The organism is Streptomyces sp. NPDC041135, from assembly GCF_055592085.1.
The window spans coordinates 127,970-150,244 of sequence record NZ_JBVIYZ010000011.1; the positions used below are offsets into that span (position 1 = coordinate 127,970).

15 protein-coding genes are annotated in these 22,275 nt (G+C 72.5%); 7 read left to right on the plus strand and 8 right to left on the minus strand.

Annotation, left to right across the window (positions count from 1 at the left end; translation table 11 throughout):
* The first annotated feature begins 54 nt into the window (after positions 1-54).
* The gene (locus ACZ6CZ_RS24675; protein ID WP_469024966.1) at positions 55-1,113 is read left to right on the plus strand and encodes a C40 family peptidase; all 1,059 of its coding nucleotides are present in this window, start codon (positions 55-57) and stop codon (positions 1,111-1,113) included.
* 6 nt (positions 1,114-1,119) lie between these two features.
* Here the strand turns inward: ACZ6CZ_RS24675 and ACZ6CZ_RS24680 are convergent, their stop codons facing one another.
* From ACZ6CZ_RS24680 to ACZ6CZ_RS24700, 5 genes are read right to left on the minus strand one after another with little or no spacing between them, the layout of a single operon-like run.
* A complete protein-coding gene (locus tag ACZ6CZ_RS24680) occupies positions 1,120-2,376 on the minus strand; it encodes a styrene monooxygenase/indole monooxygenase family protein (protein WP_469024968.1) in 1,257 nt (418 codons plus the stop codon).
* 24 nt (positions 2,377-2,400) lie between these two features.
* On the minus strand, positions 2,401-3,039 hold the full coding sequence (locus tag ACZ6CZ_RS24685; RefSeq protein ID WP_469024970.1) for a GTP-binding protein: 639 nt from the start codon (positions 3,037-3,039) through the stop codon (positions 2,401-2,403).
* Positions 3,020-3,442 carry a DUF742 domain-containing protein gene (locus ACZ6CZ_RS24690; protein ID WP_469024972.1) on the minus strand — a complete coding sequence of 141 codons (423 nt, stop codon included), beginning with the start codon at positions 3,440-3,442 and terminating at the stop codon, positions 3,020-3,022. Before ACZ6CZ_RS24690 ends, ACZ6CZ_RS24685 begins: the two co-directional genes overlap by 20 nt.
* Positions 3,439-3,936 (minus strand): roadblock/LC7 domain-containing protein, encoded by a 498-nt coding sequence (locus tag ACZ6CZ_RS24695; RefSeq protein ID WP_469024975.1) that lies wholly within the window; start codon positions 3,934-3,936, stop codon positions 3,439-3,441. Before ACZ6CZ_RS24695 ends, ACZ6CZ_RS24690 begins: the two co-directional genes overlap by 4 nt.
* Entirely contained in the window at positions 3,933-6,899 is a 2,967-nt protein-coding gene (locus tag ACZ6CZ_RS24700; RefSeq protein ID WP_469024977.1) for a sensor histidine kinase, read from the minus strand. The genes ACZ6CZ_RS24695 and ACZ6CZ_RS24700 overlap by 4 nt, the downstream gene beginning before the upstream one ends.
* Before the next feature lie 371 nt (positions 6,900-7,270).
* On the opposite strand from ACZ6CZ_RS24700, the gene ACZ6CZ_RS24705 reads away from it, so the two are divergent.
* Positions 7,271-8,059, plus strand: coding sequence for a protein phosphatase 2C domain-containing protein (locus ACZ6CZ_RS24705; RefSeq protein WP_469024979.1), 789 nt, complete (start codon positions 7,271-7,273; stop codon positions 8,057-8,059).
* Positions 8,060-8,093: 34 nt separating this feature from the next.
* Here ACZ6CZ_RS24705 and ACZ6CZ_RS24710 read toward each other — a convergent pair whose 3' ends face one another.
* Positions 8,094-8,585, minus strand: coding sequence for a MarR family winged helix-turn-helix transcriptional regulator (locus ACZ6CZ_RS24710; RefSeq protein WP_469024982.1), 492 nt, complete (start codon positions 8,583-8,585; stop codon positions 8,094-8,096).
* Between the two features lie 226 nt (positions 8,586-8,811).
* Between ACZ6CZ_RS24710 and ACZ6CZ_RS24715 the strand changes: the two genes are divergently transcribed.
* Entirely contained in the window at positions 8,812-9,633 is an 822-nt protein-coding gene (locus ACZ6CZ_RS24715; RefSeq protein ID WP_469024984.1) for a lysozyme, read from the plus strand.
* Positions 9,634-9,721: 88 nt separating this feature from the next.
* Here the strand turns inward: ACZ6CZ_RS24715 and lon are convergent, their stop codons facing one another.
* Positions 9,722-12,145 carry an endopeptidase La gene (gene lon / locus ACZ6CZ_RS24720; RefSeq protein ID WP_469024987.1) on the minus strand — a complete coding sequence of 808 codons (2,424 nt, stop codon included), beginning with the start codon at positions 12,143-12,145 and terminating at the stop codon, positions 9,722-9,724.
* 211 nt (positions 12,146-12,356) lie between these two features.
* Here lon and ACZ6CZ_RS24725 point away from each other — a divergent pair, with 211 nt between their 5' ends.
* The 4 genes from ACZ6CZ_RS24725 (at position 12,357) to ACZ6CZ_RS24740 (ending at position 19,143) form a co-directional block, all read left to right on the plus strand.
* Entirely contained in the window at positions 12,357-13,046 is a 690-nt protein-coding gene (locus ACZ6CZ_RS24725; protein ID WP_469024990.1) for a spermine/spermidine synthase domain-containing protein, read from the plus strand.
* Between the two features lie 123 nt (positions 13,047-13,169).
* A complete protein-coding gene (locus ACZ6CZ_RS24730; RefSeq protein WP_469024993.1) occupies positions 13,170-13,907 on the plus strand; it encodes a response regulator transcription factor in 738 nt (245 codons plus the stop codon).
* The gene (locus ACZ6CZ_RS24735) at positions 13,904-15,016 is read left to right on the plus strand and encodes a HAMP domain-containing sensor histidine kinase (protein ID WP_469024995.1); all 1,113 of its coding nucleotides are present in this window, start codon (positions 13,904-13,906) and stop codon (positions 15,014-15,016) included. Before ACZ6CZ_RS24730 ends, ACZ6CZ_RS24735 begins: the two co-directional genes overlap by 4 nt.
* Before the next feature lie 281 nt (positions 15,017-15,297).
* Complete coding sequence (locus tag ACZ6CZ_RS24740) at positions 15,298-19,143, plus strand: multifunctional oxoglutarate decarboxylase/oxoglutarate dehydrogenase thiamine pyrophosphate-binding subunit/dihydrolipoyllysine-residue succinyltransferase subunit (protein WP_469024998.1); 3,846 nt, start codon at positions 15,298-15,300, stop codon at positions 19,141-19,143.
* 114 nt (positions 19,144-19,257) lie between these two features.
* On the opposite strand, the gene fxsT is transcribed toward ACZ6CZ_RS24740, so the two are convergent.
* Positions 19,258-22,266 (minus strand): FxSxx-COOH system tetratricopeptide repeat protein, encoded by a 3,009-nt coding sequence (fxsT, locus tag ACZ6CZ_RS24745; RefSeq protein WP_469025001.1) that lies wholly within the window; start codon positions 22,264-22,266, stop codon positions 19,258-19,260.
* Positions 22,267-22,275: the final 9 nt, after the last annotated feature.

A 22,275-nucleotide genomic window follows, 5' to 3' on the forward strand; every position in this document is an offset into this window, starting at 1 on the left:
CGGTGCGGAGGAAGGCGGAGAGCCCGCCCTGCCCCTCGCACCGGAGGTGATGACATGTCAGGAAGGTTGCTGCGCCTGGCCTGTACGGCCGCGCTCGCCACCCAGGCCGCCCTCGTGCCGGCACCCGCCGCGGCCGCCCCCGCGCCGGACCGGCCGGTGACCGAGCTGCTGACGGACCTTCAGAAGCTGTACCGGCAGGCCGAACAGGCCACCGAGGCCTACAACGCCACCGAGGAACGGCTGACCCGGCAGCGCGCCGAGGTCGCCCGCCTGGACGGCGAGCTGGCCCGCGCCCGCCTCACCCTCCAGGACAGCCGCGGCGCCGCCGGACGCCTGGCCAGGCAGCAGTACCAGAGCAGCACCGCCCTCTCCCCCTACGTACGGCTGCTGCTGGCCCGCGACCCGCAGCACGCGCTCGACGAGGGGCACGTCATCGGCCGGCTGGCGCGCGAGCGGGCCGGGACGCTCGGGCGGCTCGCGGGCTCCGAGAAGCGCAAGGACACCCTGGCCCGGCGGGCCCGCCAGGCCCTCGACACCCGGCTCACCCTCACCGAACGCCGCAAGAAGGAGCGCGACGACGTCCGCGCACGGCTCGCCGCGGTCGAGCGGATGCTGGCCTCCCTCAGCCCCGGACAGCTCACCGAGGTCGCGGCGCTGGAGAAGTCCGGGGTGGAGAAGGCCCAGCGCGAGGTCATGACCTCCGGCGCCCTCGCCACCGAGCGCGACCCCTCCCCGAGCGGCGACCGCGCGGTGCGCTACGCCGTGCAGCAGCTCGGCAAGCCCTACCGGTGGGGCGCCCAGGGCCCGGCGTCGTACGACTGCTCGGGGCTGACCTCGCAGGCCTGGGGGCACGCGGGCACGCCGATCCCGCGCACCAGCCAGGAGCAGTGGGCCCGCCTGCCGCACGTCCCGCTCGGGCAGCTGCGCCCCGGCGACCTCGTCGTCTACTTCCCCGAGGCCACGCACGTGGCGATGTACCTCGGGGACGGCAAGGTCGTGCAGGCGCCGCGCCCCGGCGAGCAGGTCACCGTCTCCCCGATCGCGTCGAACCCCATCCTCGGGGCCGTGCGCCCGGACCTGCCGCGGGGCACCGGCGCCCCAGAGCGGCTGTGAGGCGGCTCAGGCGTCCGGGGTCAGCGACGCCAGGTAGGCGGCCGTCTTCCCGGGCTCGTAGAAGAACTCCTCGAAGTCGGCCGGGTCGTTGAAGCCGTTCGCGAAGCGGTCGGCGGCCGGCGGGAGCTGGCCGGCGGCGCCGATCAGGTTCAGGACGTGCTCGGGCGGCGGCGCGAGCATGGTGTTGGTCCACTTGGTGACGTGCCGGGCGGTGTCCCAGTAGCGGTCGAAGGTGGCCCGCATCCACTCCTCGTCGAACGGCTTGTCGCCGTGCTCGAGGATGGACGCGAGGTAGGCGGCCGCGCACTTGGAGGCCGAGTTGGAGCCCTGGCCGGTGATCGGGTCGTTGGCGACGACCACGTCCGCCACCCCGAGGACCAGGCCGCCGCCGGGGAGCCGGCCGACGGGGTTGCGCACGGTCGGCGCGTACCGGCCGGCCAGCGTGCCGCCCGCGTCGGTCAGCTCCACGTCCGTGGCCCGCGCGTACTCCCAGGGCGTGAACCGCTCCATCAGCTCCAGGGTCAGGGCGAGGTGCCGCGCGGGGTCCTTGACGCCGTCGAAGACGTCCAGCGGGCCACCGGGTACGCCCTCCCAGAACAGGATGTCCGCGCGGCCCGAGGTGGTCAGGGTCGGCATCACGAACAGCTCGCCGACGCCGGGGACCAGGTTGCAGCGGACCGCGTCGAACTCCGGGTGCTCCGGGCGCGGGCCGAGTCCGTGGACGTACGACACCGCCAGGGCGCGCTGCGGCGCGCTGTACGGGGAGCGCTCGGGGTCGCGGGCGAACATGGACACCAGCTCGCCCTTGCCCGCCGAGACCAGGACGAGGTCGTAGGTGCGGGAGAAGTAGTCGAGGTCGGACACGGCGGCGCCGTGCACGACGAGCTGGCCGCCGCGCTGCGCGAACGTCTCCATCCAGCCGGCCATCTTGACCCGCTGGTCGACCGACTGCGCGTACCCGTCGAGCCGGCCCACCCAGTCGATCACGCGCTGGGTCGGGCCCGGGTCGTGCGAACCGGGTGCCGCGACCGAGACGCCGACGCCCTCGATCTTCGGGGCCTGCGACTCCCAGAAGTTCAGCTGGAGGTCACGCTCGTGCTGGAGTGCCGTGTGGAACATGCACTGCGTCGACATGACCCGGCCGGTGCGGATCTCGTCCGCGGTCCGGTTGGACATCAGGGTGACCTCGTAGCCGTGCGACTGCAGGCCGAGGGCGAGCTGGAGTCCGGACTGACCGGCTCCGACGACGAGTATCTTCCGCATGCGGGTGGTGCTCCTAGTTCGGGACTACTCGGGGGTTTCGTCCAGCGCGTGGCCGACCAGGGCCAGGAGGGTCTCGATCACCGAGATCCGGCGCCGCGCGTCCATGATCATGACAGGGACGTGCGCGGGTATCGTGAGCGCCTCCCGCACGTCCTCCGGCTCGAACCGCTCGCTGCCGTCGAAGTGGTTGACGGCCACGACGTACGGCATCCCGCAGCTCTCGAAGTAGTCCAGCGCGGGCCAGCAGTCCTTCAGCCGGCGGGTGTCGGCCAGGACGACGGCGCCGATCGCGCCGCGCACCAGGTCGTCCCACATGAACCAGAACCGCTGCTGGCCCGGCGTGCCGAACAGGTAGAGCACCAGGTCGTCGTCGAGCGTGATGCGGCCGAAGTCCATGGCCACGGTGGTGGTCAGTTTCCCGGGTGTGGCGGTGAGGTCGTCGGTGGCCTCGCTCGCCTCGGTCATCAGCGCCTCGGTCTGCAGGGGCGTGATCTCCGAGACGGCCGTGACCAGCGTCGTCTTGCCGACGCCGAAGCCTCCCGCCACGACTATCTTCGTGGCGATCGGCGCCCGGGTGCGGTCCGTCTGCCAGGACCTCAGATCCTCGTCGGGCCCGACGAGCGGAGAGACACCTTGAGCGGCGTCAGAGACGACGGAGTCCACTCAGCACCCTTTCCAGCAGAGCGCGGTCCGGCCGGCCCGTGCCGTGGCCGGTACCGGTTCCGTACACACGGATCTTTCCCTGGTCCGCGAGATCGCTCAGGAGCACGCGGACCACACCGAGCGGCATCTTCAGCAGCGCGGCGATCTCGGCCACCGTGCGCATCCGGCGGCACAGTTCGACGATGGCCCGCATCTCCGGCATGATCCGGCTGCTGAGGGACCCGTTCGTCAGTTCCTTGCGCTCCTCGGCGGCCTCGATGGCCGCGGTGCTGGCCACGAACGTCTCCACCAGGAGGACGTGGCCGAAGCGGGTGCGGCCGCCGGTGAGCGAGTAGGGGCGGACGCGGGCGGGCTTGCGGTCGCCGCCGCGCATCGGAAGCCTGTTCGGCACGGTGCTGCTCATCGGGCCCTCCCCGCCGGCTCGGACTCCAGTGACTTGCGTAGCTCGCTGCGCAGTTCCGGCGTCAGGACGTGGCCGGCCCGGCCGACGAACAGCGCCATGTGGTACGCCACCACGCTCATGTCGCACTCCGCGGAGCCGTGCACCCCGAGCAGTGAGCCGTCGCTGATCGACATCACGAACAGGCTGCCCTCGTCCATCGCGACCATCGTGTGCTTGACCGCGCCGGAGTCCATCAGCTTGGCGGCGCCGACGGTGAGGCTGCCGATGCCGGAGACGATGGTGGCGAGGTCGGCGGAGGAGCCGCGGGGGCCCTTCGGCGCGTCGGCCTCACGGGCCGGCGCGTTGCGGCCGGGGTCGGAGGAGAGGAGCAGCAGGCCGTCGGAGGAGACCACGGCGACGGACTGGATGCCGGGGACCTCCTCGACCAGGTTGGTCAGCAGCCAGTGCAGGTTGCGGGCTTCGCTGCTCAGTCCGAAGGTACTGGACGCGGTCAACTGCTTGCCTCCTCGACTGTGCCCCCCGTGGCTGGTGCGTGCGGTTCGCCCGCGTCCGGACGCCGGTTCCGGCCGGTCTGCCCGGCGATCTCCTCGGCGACCTCCCGGGCCCCTGCCTCCGCCCCCCGGCGGAAGCCGCCGAGCCTGCGGCGCAGGGCTTCGGCGTCCACCGTGCCGGTCCGCTGACGCGGGGGCGCGGCGGGGGCGGTGATCCTGGGGGTGCGCTTGGGCAGGCCCTTGTCGGTGACGGCCTCGGTCTCGGTCTCGGCTGCGGCTTCGGCGGCGGCTTCGGCGGCGGCTGTGGCTTCGGGCCCGGTTTCGGCTCCGGGCCCGGTTTCGGCTCCGGTGCCGGCGTCCGCCGAGGTCGCGGCTTGCTCCGCCTCGGTCGCGGCGTCCGGAGCGGTGGGAGCCTGGCCGCCCCGGCCCTCGGTGAAGTGCGTGGTGCCGGTGGGGCCCGCGGTGGCACCGGTGGAGGCGGCGACGTCCGGGAGCAGGAGTTCCATCGTCGTCTCGGCGGCGGTCTCCGCGGCCTGCCGGGGCCGGGTGGCCGACTCCTGCGTGCCGGACCCGGCCAGCTGGTGCACGGCGCTCCCGCTCGCGTCGGGCTCCCGGCCGGCCTCGTCCGCCGCCTGCACGCCAGCGGTGTCCGGCGCCGCGGTGTCCGGCGTGGCGTCCGGACCTGTGTCCGGGGTGGACGCCGCCCGCTCCCCCGCGCCCCGCACGGCCCGCTCCGCCAGCTCGACCAGCGGGTCGGCGTGCTTGGGGCGGGCGGGCAGGACGTTGGAGTTGGCCTCGGCGTGGGCGCCGGGCAGGGTGAAGGCGGGCGCGCCGCCGTGGGCGCTCCCGCCGGACGGGACGGCCACGGGCTCCGCCTGGGCCAGCAGCGACTGCGGCAGCACCACCACCGCCGCGATCCCGCCCTGCTTCTGCTCGCGCAGCCGGACGCGGACGCCGTGGCGGTGGGCGAGACGGGCGACGACGTAGAGGCCGAGGCCGAGGCCGTCGTCGCCCTCCTGGTCGTAGGGCGACTCGGGGTCGAAGGCGGCGAGGCGGGCGTTGAGGCGGTCCAGGCGGTCACCGGCCACGCCGATGCCCTCGTCCTGCACCGACAGCATGACCTCGCCGCTCTCCAGCAGCCAGCCGGAGACCTCGACGGGCGCCTCCGGCGGGGAGAAGGCGGTGGCGTTCTCCATGAGTTCGGCCAGCAGGTGGGAGAGGTCGTCGGCGACGAAGCCCGCGAGGTGCGCGTGCGGGGGCAGGGCGGCGATGCGGACGCGTTCGTAGCGCTCGATCTCGCTGACCGCCGCCCGGACGACGTCCACGAGCGGGACCGGGCCGTGGTGCTGCTGCACGTGCTCGGTGCCGGCCAGCACGAGGAGGTTCTCGCTGTGGCGGCGCATGACCGTGGCGAAGTGGTCGAGCTTGAAGAGGGTGGCCAGCCGCTCCGGGTTCTGTTCGCGCTCCTCCAGGCCCTCGATGACGGCCAGTTGCCGCTCGACCAGGCCCAGGGTGCGCAGGGCGAGGTTGACGAAGGTGCCGCCGATGCTGGTGCGCAGCCGCTCCAGCTGGGCGGCGGAGTCGGCGAGTTCGGCGCGCAGCTCCTCGCGGGCGTCGGCCATCTTCTGGCGCTGGCCGACCAGGTGCCTGCGGTCGGTCTCCAGGGTGGCGACCCGCTCGTGCAGGGCGGCGGCGTGCGCGTGCAGGGCGTTGACGGAGCGGACGACCTGGGCGAACTCGTCGTTGCGGCCGGTGAAGGCGATCGGTTCCTGGCTCGTGGGGTCCTCGGCCTGCGCCAGACGTGCCGAGCCGCGGCGCAGCACGGACAGCGGGCGGGTGAGGGTGCGGGCGAGCGCGGTGGCGATGCCGACGGCGAGGAGCATCAGGGCGCCGAGGACGGCGACGCGGATCTCCAGCGCGGTGACGTCGTCGTCGCGCAGCGCGGCGAGGTCCTTGGTGCGGTGGTCGTAGAGGGAGGACTCCACGCCCCGCATCAGCTCGACCCGGGCGGACAGGGCCGTGTCCAGCTTCTTGGCGCTGGTGGCGAGTTCCCGGCCGGAGAGCACGGGCTCGTCGGTGAGTGAGGCGAGGTAGGTGTCGGCGGAGTTGACCTCGGGGCCGGTGACCGTGGAGTCGTAGGAGCCGACGGCCTGCTTGGGCGCGGTGTCGTGGAAGCCGGCCAGGGCGGCGTCGGCGCGCAGCCGGGCCTGCTGGGCGGCCGCGGTGAGGGCGTCGCGCTGCTTGCGGTCGGCCCCGGTGGCGGTGGTCGTCGTGGTGGGCAGGCCGGTGACGGGGCTGATCACGGTCTGCTGGGAGGTGGGCACGCTGAGCGCGGCCAGCAGCAGGCCGCGGGCGGCGGCGGACTGCTGGACGGCCGTGTCCAGCTCGGCGAGCGCGTGGGCGCCGGAGCCGGCCCGGGGCGGCGTCCGCTCGGCCAGCTCCTCGGCCAGCCGGTGCAGGTCGGTGATGGCGGCCGAGTAGGCCTGGTGGGCCTGGAGGGCGGTGCTCTTGCCGGTGAGCGCGGAGCGGCGGACGGTGTCGATGCCGTCGATGTCCGTGCGCAGCCGGCCGGGGAGGTCGGATTCGGCCCGCAGGTCCTGGACCTGGCGGTCGACGCGGGCGCTGCGCTGCTCGGAGGGCGCCTTGGAGCGGGGCCGGCCCGCGGCGACGTAGGCGGTGACCTCGTCGCGTTCGTCGGCCAGGGAGTGGGCCAGGGCGAGGGCGTCCTGGGTGCGCTCCGCGAGGGTGACCAGGTCCTGGGAGTCGCTCAGCTCACCGGAGGCGGTGAGCAGGGACGGCGCTCCGGCGCCGGCCACGGCGGCGGCCACCGCGGCGACGGCGAGGATCAGCCGGTTGCGCACGTGGGTCGGGCGGCCCGTGCCGACGGGGGTGCGCTCGGCTCCCGCGTCGGGGACCGTCTGCTTGCCTGTGCGCCGAGGCCGCTTCTTCTGCACCGGTGCTCGCATTCCTGAACTCGTCTACCCAAGGGCCCGGATGGCGCTCCGTCATATCGGTGCCAAGTGGTGCGAACACCCGGTTCGTACGGTTCCCGACCCTCCCAGCGCCGGTGGGCAACGGTCGCGCATCACCTGACCCGCCACCCGAAGGAGTGAACATCGAAGGGGAGTTGGCGGGCAAGTTCGCGCGGCCCGTCCGCCGCCCCTGCGCGGCGGGCCGGTTGGACTCGCGCGGCAGGCTTTGGCAGTATTCGCCACCGCGCGGTGCCGGAGTGCGTCATTCCTGCCCAAAACAGGCGTCTGACCTGCGCACCCATCGCATTTCCACGATCGCCACCGGGGCCTGTGAAGGGTGTGGAGGCCTCGTGCAGACTGACCGGATGCGAACTGAACTCGTGTCGGAACCGGGTGCCGCCGACCGCCCCAACGAGGACTTCGCGGGGGTCGGACTACCCGCCTCCGGACAGGGCGGTTGCGTGATCGTCCTGGACGGGGTGACGCCGCCCAGGGACGGGACGGGCTGTCTGCACTCGGTGTCCTGGTACACCGCCCGGCTCGGCGGCGCCCTGACCGAACTGACCCTTTCGCACCGGGATCTGACGCCGGCCGAGATCCTCTCGCGGGCCCTCGCGCGCACCGCGGACGGCCACGCGGACACCTGTGACCTTTCTCACCCAAGGACGCCTCAGGCAACCGTCGCCCTGGTCCGCTGGTCCGCCGAGACCCTGGAGTACCTGGTCCTGTCCGACGCCGCGCTGCTGCTGCAGTCCCGCGACGGCACGGTCACCCCCGTCCTGGACGACCGCCTGGCCCGTCTGCCGCGCGCCGCGCTGGCCACCGACGCGCTCGTGGACGCGCACCTGCGCAACCGGGAGGGCGGCTTCTTCACGGCCGCCGCCGATCCGGCCGTGGCCGCCCGCGCGGTCACCGGCAGCGTCCCCCGCCACGAGGTCCGTGCCCTCGCGGCCCTGACCGACGGCGCGACCCGCTGGACGGACACCTTCCGCGAGGGCGACTGGACGGCCCTGTTCGGCGTCGTCCGCGAGGAGGGCGCCCGGTCCCTCGTCGACCGCGTCCGGGAACGGGAGGCGGCGGACCGCGAGGAGCGGGCGTTCCTCGGGCGCGCCAAGACCCACGACGACGCGACCGTGGTGTTCGTGGAGCTGTGACCGCGCCGGCGGCGGCGCACCGGGCGGCGGGCGGCTACCGCTCCATGACCCCGTTCAGCTCGCGCAGCAGCCGGGCCAGTTCGGCCACCTCGCGGCGGTCCCAGTGGGCGAGCTGGCTGACGTACCGGGCGCGGCGGGCCTCGCGGACCCTGCCGACGCGGCGGCGGCCCTCGTCGGTCAGGGCGACCAGCCAGGCCCGGCCGTCGGCGGGGTCGGGCTCGCGGGCGACCAGGCCGAGGTCCTCCAGGGCGCGCAGCTGGCGGGACATGGTGGCCTTGCCGACGCCGATGTAGGCGGCGAGCGCGGTGGCGCGCTGGCCGCCGTGCTCGTCGAGGCGGACGAGCAGGCCGTACGCGGCGGACTCCAGGTCGGGATGGACCTCGCGGGCCATCTCGCCCTGGTTGGCGCGGGCCCGCCGCAGCAGGACGGTCAGCTCGCGTTCCAGCGCCAGGAACTCCTGGTCCGCACCGCTCGGTGTCGGCTCGCCGGCGGTGTCCCGGCCACCGCCGTTTGCGTCCTCGTGCACGTCAGCACCCCTGCTTCGGTTTCGCGGTCCTGAAAGTTTCCGCCACAGGCCGTCATCGCCGCAGCTCCGCCAGTATTTCGCAGGCGTAGACCAACGGCAGCGTCCGGTTCCCCTTCCCCCGGCTTGTCTACGTGCGTAGCTTCTCTACCAGGCACTCCATGGCATGCCCACGCCAGAAGGTCTTCCGCGGTTCCTCCACCCCACTCCCCGCCCCGGAGGCACGACCATGCCCGTGCACAGACCCCTCCCCCGCTCCCGCACCCGCCCGGCGCTCCTCACGGCCCTGCTCGCCGCCCTCGCCCTCACCGTCCCCCTCACCAGCGCCCACGCCGCGACCACCCCCGCCCGCGGCACCGCCCGGATGGGCGCGGGCGTGGTGGCCCACGACGGCCAGGGCGGCGTCCCCAGCACGGGTGACGCCACCCAGACCGAGGGCGTCGACGTGGCCGGCTACCAGGGCAACGTCGCCTGGTCGACCCTCTGGAACAGCGGGGTTCGCTGGGCCTACACCAAGGCGTCCGAAGGGACGTACTACACCAACCCGTACTTCGCCCAGCAGTACAACGGCTCCTACAACGTCGGCATGATCCGCGGCGCGTACCACTTCGCGACCCCGGACACCACCAGCGGCGCCACCCAGGCCAACTACTTCGTCGACCACGGCGGCGGCTGGTCCCGGGACGGCAAGACCCTGCCCGGCGTGCTGGACATCGAGTGGAACCCGTACGGCGCCGCCTGCTACGGCAAGTCCGCCGCCGCGATGACCTCCTGGATCGCCGACTTCCTGAACACCTACCGGGCCCGCACCGGCCGCGACGCCGTCATCTACACCGCCACCAGCTGGTGGACGCAGTGCACCGGCAACTACGGCGGCTTCGCGGGCAGCAACCCGCTGTGGATCGCGCGGTACGCCGCCGACCCGGGGACGCTGCCGGCCGGGTGGTCGTACTACACGATGTGGCAGTACACGTCCTCCGGGCCGACGGTCGGGGACCACGACAAGTTCAACGGGGCGCTGGACCGGGTGCAGGCACTCGCCAACGGCTGACCTCCCCCGCGCCCGGCGCGCGGCGGCAGGGCGAAGGCCCGGGTTCCCCGCGGAACCCGGGCCTTGTGCGATGTGCCGCCGGCGTCCGTCACGCCGCCACCGGCACCTCCGGCGCCGCCTCGGACGTGGCCGGGGCGAGCGCCAGCTCCAGGACCTGGCGGACGTCGGTCACGGTGTGCACGTCGAGCGTGTCGAGCACCTCGGCGGGCACGTCGTCCAGGTCGGGCTCGTTGCGCTTGGGGATGACGACCGTGCGCACCCCGGCGCGGTGGGCGGCGAGCAGCTTCTGCTTCACCCCGCCGATGGGCAGCACCCGGCCCGTCAGCGACACCTCGCCGGTCATCGCCACGTCCGTGCGCACCAGGCGGCCGGAGAGCAGTGAGGCCAGCGCGGTGGTCATGGTGATGCCCGCGCTCGGGCCGTCCTTGGGGACCGCGCCCGCCGGGAAGTGGATGTGCACGCCCCGGTCCTTCAGGTCGGCCACCGGCAGCTCCAGTTCGGCGCCGCGGCTGCGCAGGAAGCTCAGCGCGATCTGCGCCGACTCCTTCATCACGTCGCCCAGCTGGCCGGTGAGGGTCAGGCCCGCCGCGCCCGTCTCGGGGTCCGCGAGGGACGCCTCGACGAACAGCACGTCACCGCCCGCGCCCGTGACCGCCAGGCCGGTGGCGACACCGGGGACGGCGGTGCGGCGCTCGGCCGGGTCCTGGGCCGACTCCGGGACGTGGTGCGGGCGCCCGATGAGCGCGCGCAGGTCCTCGTCGCGGACGGTGAACGGCAGCTGCCGCTCGCCCAGTTCGTGCTGGGCCGCGATCTTGCGCAGCAGCCGCGCGATCGAGCGCTCCAGGGTGCGCACGCCCGCCTCACGGGTGTACTCGCCGGCGAGCTTGCGCAGGGCGCTCTCGTCCAGCGTCACCTCGTCGCCGGCCAGGCCCGCCCGCTCCAGCTGGCGCGGCAGCAGGTGGTCCCGGGCGATGACGACCTTCTCGTCCTCGGTGTAGCCGTCGAGGCGGACCAGTTCCATCCGGTCGAGCAGGGCCTCCGGGATGGCTTCGAGCACGTTGGCGGTGGCGAGGAAGACCACGTCGGACAGGTCGAGTTCGACCTCCAGGTAGTGGTCGCGGAAGGTGTGGTTCTGCGCGGGGTCGAGGACTTCGAGCAGTGCGGCCGCGGGGTCGCCGCGGAAGTCGGAGCCCACCTTGTCGATCTCGTCGAGGAGCACCACCGGGTTCATCGACCCGGCCTCCTTGACCGCCCGCACGATCCGGCCGGGCAGCGCGCCGACGTAGGTGCGGCGGTGGCCGCGGATCTCGGCCTCGTCGCGCACGCCGCCCAGCGCCACGCGGACGAACTTGCGCCCCATGGCGTGCGCGACGGACTCGCCGAGCGAGGTCTTGCCGACGCCGGGCGGCCCGACGAGCGCCAGGACGGCACCGCCGCGCCGGCCGCCGATCACGCCCAGGCCCCGGTCGGTGCGCCGCTTGCGGACCGCGAGGTACTCGGTGATCCGCTCCTTGACGTCCTCCAGGCCCGCGTGCTCGGCGTCCAGGACCGCCTTCGCGCCCTGGATGTCGTAGGCGTCCTCGGTGCGTTCGTTCCACGGCAGTTCCAGGACGGTGTCCAGCCAGGTGCGGATCCAGGAGCCCTCCGGGGACTGGTCGCTGGCCCGCTCCAGCTTGTCGACCTCCTTCAGCGCGGCCTCGCGGACCTTCTCCGGCAGGTCGGCGGCCTCGACGCGGGCCCGGTAGTCGTCGGACTCCTCGCCCTCGGACTCGCCGTTCAATTCGCGCAGTTCCTTGCGGACCGCCTCCAGCTGCCGGCGCAGCAGGAACTCGCGCTGCTGCTTGTCGACGCCCTCCTGGACGTCCTTGGCGATGGTCTCGGCCACGTCCTGCTCCGCGAGGTGGTCGCGCAGCTGCTGGGTGGCGAGCCTGAGGCGGGCGACCGGGTCGGCGGTCTCCAGCAGTTCGACCTTCTGCTCGGTGGTGAGGAAGGGGGAGTACCCGGAGTTGTCGGCGAGCGCGGAGACGCCGTCGATGGCCTGGACGCGGTCCACGACCTGCCAGGCGCCGCGCTTCTTCAGCCAGCTGGTGGCCAGCGCCTTGTACTCCTTGACCAGTTCCGCGACCTGACCGGGCAGCGGGTCCGGCACGCTGTCGTCGAGCCGCGTGCCCTCCACCCACAGCGCGGCGCCCGGCCCGGTGGTCCCGGCGCCGATCCGCACCCGGGCGCGACCCCGGACGAGGGCGCCGGGGTCGCCGTCGGCCAGCCGGCCGACCTGCTCGACGGTGCCGAGCACACCCGTCGTCGCGTACGTCCCGTCGATGCGCGGCACCAGCAGCACCTTCGGCTTCCCGGGTTCCGAGCGCGCGGCGGCCTGGGCGGCCTCGACCGCGGCGCGCACCTCGGCGTCGCTCAGGTCCAGCGGAACCACCATTCCGGGCAGCACGACCTCGTCGTCGAGCGGCAGCACGGGCAGGGTGAGCGGAGTGAACGCCGTGGACTCAGCAGCCATGATCTCCCCTTCGGCAGTCAAGTTGAGCTATGCCGACTCAATGCTCGGAAGCCCTGTGGTGTTCCCGGGGAGGTGTTCGCTGTGAGCGATCAAGAGCGGGAGCCGGGAAACGCGCAGGTGACGGGCCGTCCAGAGGCGGCAGGAACACCCGGGAGGGGCGCCGCGCGCAAATCCCGTGCCCGGGGCGCCGGGTTCGAGCAGGATGAGGGCCATGACTGCCACGTACGACAGGCCGGTGGTCCTGGACCGGCGCGAGGGCCCCTACGGCGAGGTGGTGCTGCGCCGGCACGGCCCGCTGCTGCAGATCATCGCCAACGGCTGCTTCCTCATGGACACCTCCGACGGCCGTTCCGAGCGGCTGCTCGTCGACGCCGCCCGCGACGCCCTGGACGGGCGGCCCGCCCCCGAGGTGCTCATCGGCGGGCTCGGGGTGGGCTTCTCGCTCGCACACGCCGCAGCCGACCCGCGCTGGGGACGGATCACCGTCGTCGAGCGGGAGCCGGCCGTCATCGACTGGCACCGCCACGGGCCGCTGTCGGAGCTGTCCGGCGCCGCGCTGGCCGACCCCCGCACCCGGATCGTCGAGGCGGATCTCGTGCGGTACGTCAATGAGACGTCCGACACATACGACGCCCTGTGCCTGGACATCGACAACGGGCCCGGCTGGACCGTCACCGAGGACAACGACGGGCTGTACTCCCCCAGCGGACTCACAGCCTGCGCACGGGTGTTGACGGAGGGCGGAGTGCTCGCCGTGTGGTCGGCCGAGCCCTCGCCAGAATTTGAAGGAACCTTGCGGAATGCCGGGTTCCGGCAGGTGCGTACCGAAGAGGTGCCCGTTGCCCGGGGCGTTCCGGACGCCGTGCACCTCGCCGTGCGACCGGCCGTACGACCTGGATAGCGAGGCCGCCGCGAGTCCCCGTAATGTGCTTCCCTGACGCAGGTCATTCAAGCGTCAATCGCAACCATGCGCAGACCGAGGAACCACCCCACTGGTTCCGGAAAGCACACTCAGGGGCGGGCGATGGAGCAGACACACACCTCCCACAACGGCGCGGCGGCCACTCCCGGCGCCCAGCGCCGGATCCTGGTCGTCGAGGACGACCCGACGATCGTCGACGCCATCGCGGCCCGGCTGCGCGCCGAGGGATTTCTCGTACAGACCGCGGGCGACGGCCCCTCCGCCGTCGACACCGCCGAGGCCTGGCAGCCCGATCTGCTGATCCTCGACATCATGCTGCCCGGCTTCGACGGCCTGGAGGTCTGCCGGCGCGTGCAGGCCCAGCGGCCGGTGCCGGTGCTGATGCTCACGGCCCGCGACGACGAGACCGACATGCTGGTCGGCCTCGGGGTCGGCGCCGACGACTACATGACCAAGCCCTTCTCGATGCGGGAGCTGGCGGCCCGCGTGCACGTGCTGCTGCGCCGGGTGGAGCGGGCCGCGATCGCCGCCTCCACGCCGCGCTCGGGCATCCTGCGCCTGGGCGAGCTGGAGATCGACCACGCGCAGCGCCGGGTGCGGGTGCGCAGCGAGGACGTCCACCTCACCCCCACCGAGTTCGATCTGCTGGTCTGCCTGGCGAACACCCCGCGCGCGGTGCTCTCCCGCGAGCAGCTGCTGGCCGAGGTGTGGGACTGGGCGGACGCCTCCGGCACCCGGACCGTCGACAGCCACATCAAGGCGCTGCGCCGCAAGATCGGCGCGGAGCGCATCCGCACGGTGCACGGCGTGGGATACGCGCTGGAGACGCCGACGCCATGAGCGACGGGCGGCCGGCCGCGCGCAGGAGCCCCGGGGAGGAGCCCTGGGGCGGCGTACGCCCGTTCTCGATCAAGACCAAGCTGGGCGCGCTCGTCGTCATCTCGGTGCTGATCACCACCGGTCTGTCGATGATCGCGGTGCACACCAAGACGGAGCTGCGCTTCATCACGGTCTTCTCGATGATCGCCACGCTGCTGATAACGCAGTTCGTGGCCCACTCGCTCACCGCCCCGCTGGACGAGATGAACGCGGTGGCCCGGTCCATCTCGCACGGCGACTACACCCGCCGGGTGCGCGAGAACCGCCGGGACGAGCTGGGCGACCTGGCCGGGACCATCAACGTCATGGCCGACGAGCTGGAGGCCCAGGACCGCCAGCGCAAGGAGCTGGTGGCGAACGTCTCGCACGAGCTGCGCACCCCCATCGCGGGCCTGCGCGCGGTGCTGGAGAACGTCGTGGACGGCATCGCCGAGCCGGACACCGAGACCATGCGCACGGCCCTGAAGCAGACCGAGCGGCTGGGCCGGCTGGTGGAGACCCTGCTGGACCTGTCCCGGCTGGACAACGGGGTGGTCCCGCTGCGCGGGCGGCGCTTCGAGGTGTGGCCGTACCTGTCGGGCGTGCTGAAGGAGGCCAACATGGTCGCCTCGGCGCGCGCGGGCATCGCCTCCGGCTCCGGCAGCCACACCCGGACCGACGTCCATCTGCACCTCGACGTCTCCCCGCCCGAGCTGACCGCGCACGCGGACCCCGAGCGCATCCACCAGGTCGTGGCGAATCTCATCGACAACGCGGTCAAGCACAGCCCGCCGCACGGCCGGGTGACGGTGCGGGCGCGGCGCGGGCCGCAGCCGGAGTCGCTGGAGCTGGAGGTGCTGGACGAGGGGCCGGGCATACCGCGCTCGGAGTGGCGACGGGTCTTCGAGCGCTTCAACCGGGGCGCCGTGAACCGGCCGCACGGGCCGGGCAGCGACGGCGGCACGGGACTGGGCCTGGCGATCGCCCGCTGGGCCGTCGATCTGCACGGCGGCCGGATCCGTGTGGCCGAATCCGATCGCGGTTGCCGGATCATCGTCACTCTTCCGGGAGAGTCATCCGTGCCAAGTTGACGTAAAGTTCGAAGCGGAGCCACAAGATCCACGATCTTCCGCGCCGCCGGACACGTGTGATCAGGGAAGGCCTGCGGCGGAGTCCTGCCCGGGCCCCGCTCCGCGTACCCCTTCCACAGGTGAACCACGCTTGTTTCCCGCCATATCAAGCCCTGAAACAAGATTTCTGATGTGACTTACGCGACGATGAACCGGCCCGACCTGACCTTCACCGGCAGGGAGGCGTAGCCTTTATTCCCGCTGTCCATCACCTTGTGAAGCGGAAGAGGGCGGTTGCCGCCGTGTCGCCACAGTCCCCCAGTAACTCGAGCATCTCCACCGACGACCAAGCCGGGAAGAACCCCGCCGCGGCGTTCGGCCCCAACGAGTGGCTCGTCGACGAGATCTATCAGCAGTACCTCCAGGACCCGAATTCGGTAGACCGCGCCTGGTGGGACTTCTTCGCCGACTACAAGCCGGGGGCGCCAGCCTCCCCGGCTCCGGCGGGTAGTGCGGCCACGGGGGCCGCGGAGACCACCTCCACGGCTGCTCAGGCCCAGCCGGCGGCGCCGACCGCGCCCGCCCCGGCCCCCGCCGCACCCGCGGCCGCCGCACCGGCGCCCGCCGCGCAGGCGCCCGCCTCGGCCCCGGCTCCGGCCCCCGCCGCACCGCAGGCCGCCGCGCCCGCCCCGGCGCCCGCCAAGGCCGCCCCGCCGGCCCGGCCCGCCGCCGCGGCCCAGCCGAAGGCCAAGGCCGCCGAGCCCGCCGGCGCGGCGAAGGAGGGCCCCGAGCTGATCACGCTGCGCGGCCCCGCCGCCGCCGTGGCGAAGAACATGAGCGCCTCCCTGGAGCTGCCGACCGCCACCTCGGTCCGCGCGGTCCCGGTGAAGCTGCTGTTCGACAACCGCATCGTGATCAACAACCACCTGAAGCGGGCGCGGGGCGGGAAGATCTCCTTCACGCACCTCATCGGCTTCGCGATGGTGCAGGCCATCAAGGCCATGCCGTCGATGAACTGGTCGTTCGGCGAGAAGGACGGCAAGCCGACCCTCGTCAAGCCGCCGCACGTCAACCTGGGCCTGGCCATCGACCTGGTCAAGCCCAACGGTGACCGCCAGCTCGTCGTGGCCGCCATCAAGAAGGCCGAGACGCTGAACTTCTTCGAGTTCTGGCAGGCCTACGAGGACATCGTCCGCCGCGCCCGCGACGGCAAGCTGACGATGGACGACTTCACCGGCGTCACGGTCTCCCTGACCAACCCCGGCGGCCTCGGCACCGTCCACTCGGTGCCGCGCCTGATGCCCGGGCAGTCGGTCATCATGGGCGTCGGCTCCATGGACTACCCGGCGGAGTTCCAGGGCACCAGCCAGGACACCCTGAACAAGCTCGGCATCTCCAAGGTCATGACGCTCACGTCGACCTACGACCACCGGGTCATCCAGGGCGCCGCCTCCGGCGAGTTCCTGCGCCAGGTCGCCAACCTGCTGCTGGGCGAGAACGGCTTCTACGACGACGTCTTCGAGGCGCTGCGCATCCCCTACGAGCCGGTCCGCTGGCTCAAGGACATCGACGCCTCCCACGACGACGACGTCACCAAGGCCGCCCGCGTCTTCGAGCTGATCCACTCCTACCGGGTCCGCGGCCACGTCATGGCCGACACCGACCCGCTCGAGTACCGCCAGCGCAAGCACCCCGACCTGGACATCACCGAGCACGGCCTCACCCTGTGGGACCTGGAGCGCGAGTTCGCCGTCGGCGGCTTCGCCGGCAAGTCGATGATGAAGCTGCGCGACATCCTCGGCGTGCTGCGCGACTCGTACTGCCGCACCACCGGCATCGAGTTCATGCACATCCAGGACCCCAAGCAGCGCAAGTGGATCCAGGACCGCGTCGAGCGCCCGCACTCCAAGCCGGAGCGCGAGGAGCAGCTGCGCATCCTGCGCCGCCTGAACGCGGCCGAGGCCTTCGAGACCTTCCTGCAGACGAAGTACGTCGGCCAGAAGCGGTTCTCCCTGGAGGGCGGCGAGTCCGTCATCCCGCTGCTCGACGCGGTGATCGACTCCGCGGCCGAGTCCCGCCTGGACGAGGTCGTCATCGGGATGGCCCACCGCGGCCGCCTGAACGTCCTCGCCAACATCGTCGGCAAGTCGTACGCGCAGATCTTCCGCGAGTTCGAGGGCAACCTCGACCCGAAGTCGATGCACGGTTCCGGCGACGTGAAGTACCACCTGGGCGCCGAGGGCACCTTCACCGGCCTGGACGGCGAGCAGATCAAGGTCTCGCTGGCCGCCAACCCGTCCCACCTGGAGACGGTCGACCCGGTCATCGAGGGCATCGCCCGCGCCAAGCAGGACATCATCAACAAGGGCGGCACGGACTTCACGGTCCTGCCCGTCGCGCTGCACGGCGACGCGGCCTTCGCGGGCCAGGGCGTGGTGGCCGAGACCCTGAACATGTCGCAGCTGCGCGGCTACCGCACCGGCGGCACGGTCCACATCGTCATCAACAACCAGGTCGGCTTCACCGCGGCGCCGGAGTCCTCGCGCTCGTCGATGTACGCCACCGACGTGGCCCGCATGATCGAGGCCCCGATCTTCCACGTGAACGGCGACGACCCGGAGGCCGTGGTGCGCGTCGCGCGCCTGGCGTTCGAGTTCCGTCAGGCGTTCAACAAGGACGTGGTGATCGACCTCATCTGCTACCGCCGCCGCGGTCACAACGAGTCGGACAACCCGGCCTTCACCCAGCCGCTGATGTACGACCTGATCGACAAGAAGCGCTCGGTGCGCAAGCTCTACACCGAGTCCCTCATCGGTCGCGGCGACATCACCCTGGAAGAGGCCGAGCAGGCCCTCCAGGACTACCAGGGCCAGCTGGAGAAGGTCTTCACGGAGGTCCGCGAGGCCGCCTCCCAGCCGGTCTCCGGCCCGGTGCCGGACCCGCAGGCGGACTTCCCGGTCGCCGTGAACACCGCGGTCTCCTCGGAGGTCGTCAAGCGGATCGCCGAGTCCCAGGTCAACATCCCGGACGCCTTCCACGTCCACCCGCGTCTGCTGCCGCAGCTCCAGCGCCGGGCGGCGATGGTCGAGGACGGCACGATCGACTGGGGCATGGGCGAGACGCTCGCGGTCGGCTCCCTCCTGCTGGAGGGCACCCCCGTCCGCCTGTCCGGCCAGGACTCCCAGCGCGGCACCTTCGGCCAGCGCCACGCGGTGCTCATCGACCGCGAGTCGGGCGAGGAGTTCACGCCGCTCATGTACCTCGCCGAGGAGCAGGCGCGCTACAACGTCTACAACTCGCTGCTGTCCGAGTACGCCGTCATGGGCTTCGAGTACGGCTACTCGCTGGCCCGCCCCGACGCGCTGGTCATGTGGGAGGCGCAGTTCGGCGACTTCGTCAACGGCGCCCAGACCGTGGTCGACGAGTACATCTCGGCGGCCGAGCAGAAGTGGGGCCAGACGTCCGGCGTCACCCTCCTCCTGCCGCACGGCTACGAGGGCCAGGGCCCGGACCACTCCTCGGCCCGTGTCGAGCGCTTCCTCCAGCTCTGCGCGCAGAACAACATGACGGTCGCCATGCCGACCCTTCCGTCGAACTACTTCCACCTCCTGCGGTGGCAGGTGCACAACCCGCACCACAAGCCGCTGGTGGTCTTCACCCCGAAGTCGATGCTGCGCCTGAAGGCCGCCGCGTCGAAGACGGAGGAGTTCACGTCGGGTCAGTTCCGCCCGGTCATCGGCGACGCCAGCGTGGACCCGGCCGCGGTCCGCAAGGTCGTCTTCGTGGCGGGCAAGCTGTACTACGACCTGGAGGCCGAGCGGGTCAAGCGCGGCGTCACGGACACCGCGATCATCCGCATCGAGCGCCTGTACCCGCTGCCGGGTGCCGAGATCCAGGCCGAGGTCAACAAGTACCCGAACGCCGAGAAGTACCTGTGGGCGCAGGAGGAGCCGGCGAACCAGGGCGCGTGGCCCTTCATCGCCCTCAACCTGATCGACCACCTGGACCTGGCGGTCGGCGCGGACATCCCGCCGGGCGAGCGGCTGCGCCGCATCTCCCGCCCGCACGGCTCGTCCCCCGCGGTGGGTTCGGCCAAGCGGCACCAGGCCGAGCAGGAGCAGCTGGTGCGTGAGGTGTTCGACGCGTAGGCCTGCGGCACGCGCGCGAGGGGCCGGCCCCGAGTCCTCACGGACCCGGGGCCGGCCCCTTGTGCGTGCCCCGTGACGCGGGCGATGCCCGGGTGGCCGGCAGCCCGGCCGGTGTCAGCTCGCCTGGGGTTCGAAGTCCCAGTACGGGCGGTTGCGGGAGCGGGCCGAGATGGTGTGGACGTGCTGCGGACCGAGGGTGGCGGCCAGGTCGGACAGCGCCTCCTGCTCGACCTTCTCGGCCTGCTGGCGGTCCCGCAGGGCCCGCAGGTCGGCCGCGTGCGCGACGCGGGCGGAGAGGGTGAGCGGGTGGGTGCGGCCCAGGATCTCGGTCGCCCGGGCGATGGTGACCCGGCTCAGTTCAGCGGCGGACTCGGTCTCGCCGACGAGGTTGCGCAGCGCGGAGGCGTTGATGGCGCAGCCCAGGGTGTGCGGGTGGCTCTCCCCCAGTACCGCGGTCATGCCGGCCAGGGCCTGCTCGACGAGGACGTGCGCGTGCTCCCGCTCGCCGACGCTGCGCAGGATCAGGGCGTGGTTGGCGCGGGCTCCGATGGTGAAGGGGTGGTCCTCGGGCAGCAGCTGCTCGTAGCGGGCGATGACGGACTCGCCGGCCTCGCGGGCCTGGTCGATGTCGCCGTGCTCGCGGGCGAAGCAGCTCTGGCTGACGGCGGCGGCGAGGGTGAGCATGTGGGTGTCGCCCAGCTTGCGTTCGTAGCCCTCCAGCACCCGGGTGAGCAGTTCGCCCGCGCTGGCGCGGTCGCCGCCGCGCAGCTGGCACAGGGCCAGGTTGTGCTCGGCCCGCAGGGTGTCCTGGTGGTCGCGGCCCATGACCAGGTGGTACTCGCGGACGTTCCTGGCCTGGCTGGACTCGGCTTCCGAGTAGCGGCCCAGCAGGCGCAGGTCGACGGCGTAGGACACCTCGGAGAAGAGGGTCCAGGGGTGGCGGCCCTTGAGCAGCAGCCGGCGGGCGTCCAGGGTCTTCTGGTCGATGTCCCTGGCCTCTTCGTACCGGCCCAGCAGCCGGAGGGTGAAGCCGAGGTTGTTCAGGGCGCTGAGGGTGCGCGAGTCCTGTTCGCCGAAGAGGCCGCGGTAGGTCGGGTAGAGCCACTGGCACAGCTCGAGCGCCTCGTCGTAGCGGCCCAGGTTCCACAGGTCGGCCGCGAGGCCGCTGGCCATCCGCAGGTGGTCCAGGTCGTCGCGGCCCTTCTCCGCCCGCAGGCGTTCGACCGCGGCCCGCTCCAGGGCCTCGGTCTCCTCGAAGCGGCCGGCGGAGCGCAGCAGGTTCGCGTAGTGGTAGGTGACCTCCCACACGCGGGGGTGCGACGCGCCGAGCAGCCGGCGCCAGGCGCGCAGGGCGCGGGAGCCCAGTTTGACGCCTGCGCTGTACTCGCCCGCGAACCACATGTAGCGCAGGCAGTTGAGGACCAGGCTCTGCACCCTGCGGTCCTTGCTCTGCAGCACGTCGGCGTACTTCAGGTGCGGCACGATCTCGGCGTACGCGTCCCAGTTGCGGGTGTCGGTGGGCCGGCCGGGGTCGGCCTCGGCCAGCGCCCGCCGCACCACCTCGATGAACTCCTTGCGGTCGGCTTCGGGCATGTCCTTGTGCACGATCTGGTGCACCATCCGGTGCAGGTACACGGACTCGCCCGCGGAGGCCGCCTCGTCCAGCGCCGCCTCGTGGGACTCCAGGCGCACCACCGAGTACTGGCGCAGCTGGTTGATGGCCTTGTTCCACAGCAGCGGGTCGTCCAGCAGTCCGGCCAGCTGCTCGGGGAGGTCGTCGTGCGGCATGTCCTTGAGCAGCCGGACCGGGATGAACCCGGGGGCGAAGAAGGTGCACAGGCGCAGCAGGTCGACCGACTCCGGGACGGTCTCGCGGAGTTTGTTCAGCAGTATCGACCAGGCGGTCTGGAAGGCCAGCGGGAAGTCCGCGGACACCTTCACCACGTCCTGGTCGATCCCGCCGTCCAGCAGGGCGATGTACTGCCGCACCGACAGGTCGGAGTCGTTCAGCCAGCCGGCCGTCTGGTCCAGCAGCAGGGGCAGGTCCTCCAGCGCGTCGGCCAGCTGGTCGGCCTCGGGCTCGGACAGCCGGGGCGCGCGGCGGCGGATGAACGCGACCGACTCGTCGCGGTCGTAGACGGGGACCTCCAGCAGTCTGCTGTTGTGCTCGCCCCATTCGGGGTTGCGGGAGGTGATCAGCACGTGGCCGGGGCCGGTCGGGACCAGGTCCCAGATCTGGTCGGGTTCGTCGGCGCCGTCCAGGACGAGCAGCCAGCGGGAGTACGGGGTGCCGCGGCGCAGCGCGTCACGCACCGCGCGCAGCCGCTCGCCGTACTCGGCGCCGGTGGACAGGCCGAGTTTCGGGGCGAGTTCGGCGAGCAGCCGGCGGTAGGTGACGCGTTTCTCGGCGTTGACCCACCAGACGACGTCGTACTCGGAGCCGAAGCGGTACACGTACTCGGCGGCCAGCTGGGTCTTGCCCACCCCGGACATCCCGTGCAGGGTCAGCACGCCCGCACCGGTCTCGCTGCCCTGGAGCAGGTGGTAGGCGTCGTTCAGCAGGGGTTCGCGGCCGGTGAAGCGGGTGTTGCGGCGGGGCACTCCGCCCCAGACGTCGGACACCGAGGCCGGGAAGCGCGGGGCGGGGCGGGTGACCGCCGCCGTCGGCGGGGTGTCGGCGGGCAGGTCGAGGCGGTCCAGCAGCCGCCGTTCGGCCTCGTCCGCGCCCATGTTGGTGAGGTCGACGGGGGCCAGCACGGCGGTGGCGGAGGGCACGGAGGCGTTGGTGACGGACACCGCGGCGAACCGGGAGGGGTCGGGCGCGACGACCTCCCGCAGGGCGGTGTTCCACTCCTCGTGGGTGCGCGGGCCGAGCTGGAAGTACCACTCGCTGACCAGGATCAGGATGCGGCCCTCGGACAGCGCCAGGTCGCTCAGCAGGCCCGACAGCGACTGGTCCGGCGGCGCGTCCCAGCGCAGGTACACCACACGCACGCCGCGCCGCTCCAGCCGGTCGCCGATCCACGCCGCCCAGGCCCGGTTGAACCCGGCGAAGCTGACCGTGACGGTCGGCTTCGCGGCCCCCTTCCCGGTCGGCCCGACCGGTGTACGAGCTTCAGACATGCGGCGGCC

Bases quoted from the DNA above. Each gene is read 5' to 3' on its own strand.
- ACZ6CZ_RS24675 (WP_469024966.1), top strand. From the start codon at position 55: ATGTCAGGAAGGTTGCTGCGCCTGGCCTGTACGGCCGCGCTCGCCACC.
- ACZ6CZ_RS24680 (WP_469024968.1), bottom strand. From the start codon at position 2,376: ATGCGGAAGATACTCGTCGTCGGAGCCGGTCAGTCCGGACTCCAGCTC.
- ACZ6CZ_RS24690 (WP_469024972.1), bottom strand. From the start codon at position 3,442: ATGAGCAGCACCGTGCCGAACAGGCTTCCGATGCGCGGCGGCGACCGC.
- ACZ6CZ_RS24700 (WP_469024977.1), bottom strand. From the start codon at position 6,899: ATGCGAGCACCGGTGCAGAAGAAGCGGCCTCGGCGCACAGGCAAGCAG.
- ACZ6CZ_RS24705 (WP_469024979.1), top strand. From the start codon at position 7,271: ATGCGAACTGAACTCGTGTCGGAACCGGGTGCCGCCGACCGCCCCAAC.
- ACZ6CZ_RS24715 (WP_469024984.1), top strand. From the start codon at position 8,812: ATGCCCGTGCACAGACCCCTCCCCCGCTCCCGCACCCGCCCGGCGCTC.
- lon (WP_469024987.1), bottom strand. From the start codon at position 12,145: ATGGCTGCTGAGTCCACGGCGTTCACTCCGCTCACCCTGCCCGTGCTG.
- ACZ6CZ_RS24725 (WP_469024990.1), top strand. From the start codon at position 12,357: ATGACTGCCACGTACGACAGGCCGGTGGTCCTGGACCGGCGCGAGGGC.
- ACZ6CZ_RS24730 (WP_469024993.1), top strand. From the start codon at position 13,170: ATGGAGCAGACACACACCTCCCACAACGGCGCGGCGGCCACTCCCGGC.
- ACZ6CZ_RS24735 (WP_469024995.1), top strand. From the start codon at position 13,904: ATGAGCGACGGGCGGCCGGCCGCGCGCAGGAGCCCCGGGGAGGAGCCC.
- fxsT (WP_469025001.1), bottom strand. From the start codon at position 22,266: ATGTCTGAAGCTCGTACACCGGTCGGGCCGACCGGGAAGGGGGCCGCG.